Below are 5,590 nucleotides of genomic sequence, written 5' to 3' on the forward strand. Positions count from 1 at the left end.
GCCAAGGGCCCCGATCGGGGCCCTTGGCTTATCGTCTCACATCGCCAGCGCTGGCCTGGTTTTGCTCCGCCCAAGTGGCCTGGAATCCGGCCGCCGTTGACACCTGACTTATCGTTATAACGGACTTTGAACACGAAAACTCACTAGTAGCTCGGGGTTAAACGCGGTCCCACGCACCGCTGACGCCTGCCGTGTTTTGGCTTCCGAGGGCATCATCTGGCTCAGCGGAAATCGCGCGTCTTCACCTTGATCGTATCAAGATGCAGGTCAGGAATGTAGATGTCGGGAGTTCGAAGGCCCTTTGGCGGAAGGCCTCTCGGGTCAGGCGAAGGCGAACCATGGTGGACCTCGTCCCCGTGGCCATGAGGCAGCGGGAAGACGGTGTCCCGGTCGCCTCCGCGCAACCTGTTCGAGGTGGGATTGTTATCTGTAGCGACCGTTGGAGGGGAAAGCCTTCATGGATCTCATCATTAAGCAATCGAGCTCGACAAGGTGGGACCTGATCGACTTGCTCGGCCGTAACGCGGGGCATGTCGAGCTGGCCTTGTCCGGAAGCTTTCGCATACTTCCGGCGGCCCGAGCTGTGGCTACGATGGCAACACTCTCGCCGGGGCCATATTGCTCGTTAGACGCGGCGCTCGCCGCGATCGAGACTCATACGCGAGGCGTGTGCAGACGCGAGCCAGAGGCGCGCGAGCAACAGATGCCTATCGGCCCGGGCAACGAGGACGCCTGAGGACTTGGTGCCCGAGGCTGTTCCACGCTCGCAGTTCGCTGGACTCCCCATGATCTGCGTGCGGGGCGGACGCGCGCGTTTAATGGTGCGGTTGCCTCACTGGCGTGTCGTTTTTGATCAGGCCCTCGATCCAGCGTTTCTAGATCTCTTCGAGGCGTACGAATTGACATGCAACGGGCTCGCATTCTGGATCAGTTCGGACGCGCCCAAGCGCGCTGAGCGGATTGTGGAATACGAGGCGCTGGCAACCTCACTGGAGTCGGAAGCGGCATCGTTAGCGAGCGCCAGGAAGAAATCCGGAAAGCACGGTCGTTGATCGAGCGACCGCTTCAAACCTCAGCACAAGAGTAATGAGCTGACGTTTTGCTTCAGGTCGCATCAAGTCCGCAATCTATTCAAGTGAGATATTTCTCGGTCGACCGGGCCCGCCCCTGCCGGCGCCCTGCGATCCGACGACCGGCTCGGTTTCCATCTCGGATGATAGGGTCTCGGCAACGAACCCATTGTGACACCGTAATAGTGATGCCTGGCTCCAACCGAATCCGATGCCTGCGTGTTCCGCAGCTTCGGAACGATCTACTTCGTCTCCGTTCTAACCGCGTGGCGGAATAGCCGTTGTGCGCGCGCGACGTGTTTTGGCCTGGCCCTGGCTCCGAGGCGCTGAAGAACTCCGTCGTTTGGCCGGCGGACGACCTGCGACAGATGCCCCCTTCAAAGACCCGCTGTGGCGATGTTGGTCGCCACCGTGCTCCCGTTCACCAGTGATTCGGGCAGGACAACTGCCGGTACGACTATCTTCGCCATCCCCGATAAACCGCATGTGGGTAGCGGTGGCCGTAATAACCCCGGTTCCAGCCGTAATAGCGAGGCGCATAATAGACGGGCCGTGCATAATAATAGCGAGGCCGATAATAAACCGGCGGGCCATAGGCGGGATAGCCATATCCGTAGCTATAGGCAGGATACCCGTAGCCATAGGCAGGATACCCGTAGCCATAGGCAGGGGCCGTAGCAGCCGAGGCAACCAGTCCTCCCAGCAGCGCCCCGCCGACCAGCCCGGCAGCGACGGCCCCGCCGCCCCACCCGTGATGATGACGATAATATCCGCCGTGATAGCCGCCGCCGCGCCAATACTGCGCGTCGGCGGTTCCGACACTGCCGGTCATGATCAAAGCGGCAGTGGCCAAGGATGCAAGTCTCCTCATGGCACCCTCCACCTCGTGCTGTGATGGCCAGGATGGGGCAATTCCTGAGAACCAATCCCCGCTGGAGCCGATGCAATTAAACGCAAGACGCAGCCGCGCGGTTCCCAAAACGAGATGAAAGCGCAGTAAGGGGCCCATTAAATAGCATGTGCCAGCAAGACGGTGACCAAAACGCAGCCGAATGAGCGGCGTTGCTCATGACCGCACCGCGCCATGTCTCGATAGTGCAGTGGGCGGCCCCTGGAGCGAATTGAGGGCCAACCGGATTTTGAAGAGCCAACACCGCGGCGCTTAACTGCCGTTATTTTTTGTAAGAGGGGCTGGATAGACGACGCGAACCTTCCTCGGGGCGTGTGCAGTTGGCTCGACCACTGGCGGTGAGGCCTCCGGTGACGAGCTGACATTGTCACTCCCACGCTGCGGCTTCAACGAGGTGCCAGATTCAACGATCGATAGTGCGTCGGATTGAGTAGATTTTGGCTCTGACGCCGTGACGGCTAGGGGCATAAACGCAACGAACGTTAGCATTACTGCCGATCCGAAGAAATTCATCGTGCCCGTTCCCTTTTGTTCAATCTCAACCAAGCATATCTCTTAAACTTCAAACAGGTGGCAGCCGGATTAGTTCCGACCATGCTGTCAGTTCTGGTGATTACGGGCTCGCGGCGTTGGCCGATGAAACGGCGGGTGGCAGATGGGCGACCGTTGCGGCCCTCCCTCATCGAGCGCCTGCACAACCCTCGCGGCGCGGGTCTCGATGGCGTCCTGAGCCTTGCGCATCGCATCGAGGGCGACCTCGAGGGCGTCGGCGGCCTCGGACAGCAGGATAAAGATGGCGCAGTCAGAATGTGATCGAGCTAACGCAGTTGCGCCGGGAGATCAGCCTTGGGCACGGTCAGAACCCCACATACAGCTTGAGAGCGTAGAACAGGTGGACGCCGGCCCATCCGATCAGCGCCCCGAGAAGGAGAACTCGTAGACGCCCCATCAGATTCACTCCGCATTATAGGCGATGGGGTCGTTCAGACGTGTCAGGAACTCCCCGCGCTGGTCACTGCCTTCGTCGGGAAGACCGTGGTGCTCACCGAAGGCCGGACGGTATTCTACTTGGAGCGGTGCGAGCCTGTGCCCGGGCAAGGCGGGAAAGCGCGCCCCCTGCAAGTTCTTGCCGATTCTGCCCCTCCCGGTTTCTAATCCAGGAAGTGCACCGGCACGCCCGGGCGCACGACGTCGGCAAGCTCCTCCACATCCCAGTTCGTCAATCTCACGCAGCCATGCGACGTCGTTTTGCTGACCTGAGAGGGTTCGGGCGTTCCGTGAATCCCGAATGTTGGCTCAGACAGTGCAATCCAGACGGTTCCGACCGGGTTATTAGGCCCGGGCGGCAGGACGAGGGTTTCGTCGTTCTTGCCCTGCTGGAAGTTCTTCTCGGGGTCGTAGGTGTAGTTCGGGTTCCGCGCGATGCGCGTGACCTTGTACTGGCCGGACAGAGATGGCGTGCTTTTGCTCCCGATCGTTGCCGGATAGCTCGCCAGGATAGTGTCGCCTTCGCCATAGACAACGACCATCCCGGTACTCTTGACGGCATCGACCCGTTTGGCGCCCCCCTTCTGAAGCGAGCGGCCGCCAGACACGATGTAAATTCCGCTGCCGGCCTCGGTGAAGGGCTGCCCTGGGTTGAGCTCCATCAAGAGCTTTTCGCTCATGTGAAAGCGTTCGCCGAGCATCTCCTGCGGGCTGGTATAGGAGAGGCGCTTCATCTTGGCCTCCTTCGCGTAGTCGCGGGGAATATCGTCAGCGAAGTCGTAATCCGCGTCCTTGTCGGACAGCTTGTATTCGACCACGACATCCTGAACGGTATCGCCGCCAAGACCGCGCCAAGCGACCTCGTCCAATTCGTCACTTTCACTAAGTTTTTCCTGGCGCCGGAACTGCGCCACGGCTTTGCGGAAGTTCTCCCCATCGACGCCATCGATCACACCCGGTGAGATGCTGCGCCGGCTGAGCAAGACCTGGGCCTTCACGATCAAGGGATTGGGCCCACTCGCTTTCTGGGGGGGCGCGCCGCGAATGTCGCCGTGTTGATCTGATCGGCGGTAAGAGCCGACGCCGGCGCCGCACCGACGCCGAGGAGGACTACCAAGGCTGTCATCAAACCAACGGGCTTCATCGATTTGGGCTCCGATGAGGTCACGATATATACGGCTGAAGCGTCATCATGTTCCCCTCTTACAGCGTGCTCGCGAGCGAGACGGAGTATGGAACCCTCTGCTTTATTCATTGGGGTTTCCAACATTGGCGTCGTTCAAACGCGAAGCGCGGCGGTCTTAGGTAGGATCAGGCCATTGATGTCCCGCCAACCGGCGATCGCAACTGGTTGCAGACAGATCCCGAACAATCCGGTGTTGCGTGCGTTGGTTGAAAATCACGCAACCGCAGGAGATGTCGATGGATTGGAACCGCGTCGAAGGAAACTGGAAGCAGTTCAAGGGCAAGGTCAAGGAGCAGTGGGGTAAACTCACTGACGATGATCTGGACGTGATTGCCGGAAAGCGTGATCAGCTCGAGGGCAAGATCCAGGAGCGCTATGGTCTGGCGAAGGATCAGGTGAAGACCGATGTGGACACCTGGTACGGCCGTCAAACTTGGGAATAGTAATGTTCACATCGAAAGGCCCCGTTTCGGCGGGGCCTTATTGCGGATTGGGCGTGTCGGCGTCTGAAGCACCGGACGTAATCCGCTAACGTGATCGAATGTCAGCTTATGAGCCTGGAACGAAGGAGCCTAATCGACCCGCTGCTGATAAATAGGCCCGTTGCGGGCGTTTCGGTTAAATTGTCCCGATCAACGATCAATGCGGTTTGGTCGGTCGCCGTGATCCCTCTCGTCTGGCCGCGAGCCGTACGCTGGTTCCCCCACCGCTGCGATTCGTGGTTCGATATATCCAGTAGTGATCCAGATTGATCCCGCTCAGAATCTGGGAACAACAACCTCTATACGAAACGGGAAGCCTATATGCCCAGTATCTCTGGAAGACTTTGCGTCGATCCCTGACCAAACGTTAAATTCAGAGCGCGGAAATACGCCCAGTGTTGCCCATCTGCACTGGCCGCCGATCTGCGGTCATCCATAGTGGGCGTGTTCTCAACGAGGGCTAAACGATGAAAAAACTGCTGGTCTTGGTTGTTTCTGTGGCGTTGGTTGGCGTCGGTGGGTGTGCTGACTATGGCTTCGGCAAGGGCAAGGGCAAGGCGCCTCCGCCCGTGGCTACGCCGATCGTTACCAAGGGCTGACACCTAGCGCCAATGAGACTGAAAACGGCCGGGACCGGCCGTTTTCTTTTGGGCATTCTAAATTCGGCCCGTGGCGATTTTCTTGCCCGTTCGACTGGCAATGATCGGATGATCGAGGACGTCTCCTTCGCTCGCCAAGTCGAATGCGAACTTCATCACTTGAACTTCCGTTTTCGACCCCATCTGCGAGACCTTTGGGAGGGCTGCGACTAGTGTAAGACTCTCCGTCCTTCCGCGAGCCGGAAGGACGGCAGTGCCACCCCAATGCCAGGCTTCCCATCACCCAAGGCCGTCGAAGCCTCCCAATATCACTCCGCAGCTTCACGCATGTGCAGGTTCAGCTCCGCCAAATCGAT

At 59.2% G+C, this 5,590-nt stretch carries 4 protein-coding genes; 2 read left to right on the plus strand and 2 right to left on the minus strand.

Features of this window, described 5'->3' with window-relative positions:
* Positions 1 to 1,527: 1,527 nt before the first annotated feature.
* Complete coding sequence (locus AC1D34_RS33530; protein WP_441508379.1) at positions 1,528 to 1,923, minus strand: hypothetical protein; 396 nt, start codon at positions 1,921 to 1,923, stop codon at positions 1,528 to 1,530.
* Positions 1,924 to 3,131: 1,208 nt separating this feature from the next.
* Positions 3,132 to 3,965 (minus strand): L,D-transpeptidase, encoded by an 834-nt coding sequence (locus AC1D34_RS33535; protein WP_476826567.1) that lies wholly within the window; start codon positions 3,963 to 3,965, stop codon positions 3,132 to 3,134.
* Positions 3,966 to 4,389: 424 nt separating this feature from the next.
* Here AC1D34_RS33535 and AC1D34_RS33540 point away from each other — a divergent pair, with 424 nt between their 5' ends.
* Positions 4,390 to 4,596, plus strand: coding sequence for a CsbD family protein (locus tag AC1D34_RS33540; protein WP_441508377.1), 207 nt, complete (start codon positions 4,390 to 4,392; stop codon positions 4,594 to 4,596).
* A gap of 506 nt (positions 4,597 to 5,102) precedes the next feature.
* A complete protein-coding gene (locus tag AC1D34_RS33545) occupies positions 5,103 to 5,234 on the plus strand; it encodes an ABC transporter (protein WP_441508376.1) in 132 nt (43 codons plus the stop codon).
* Positions 5,235 to 5,590 lie beyond the last annotated feature (356 nt).

This window comes from Allobosea sp. P1_A7, from assembly GCF_056406775.1.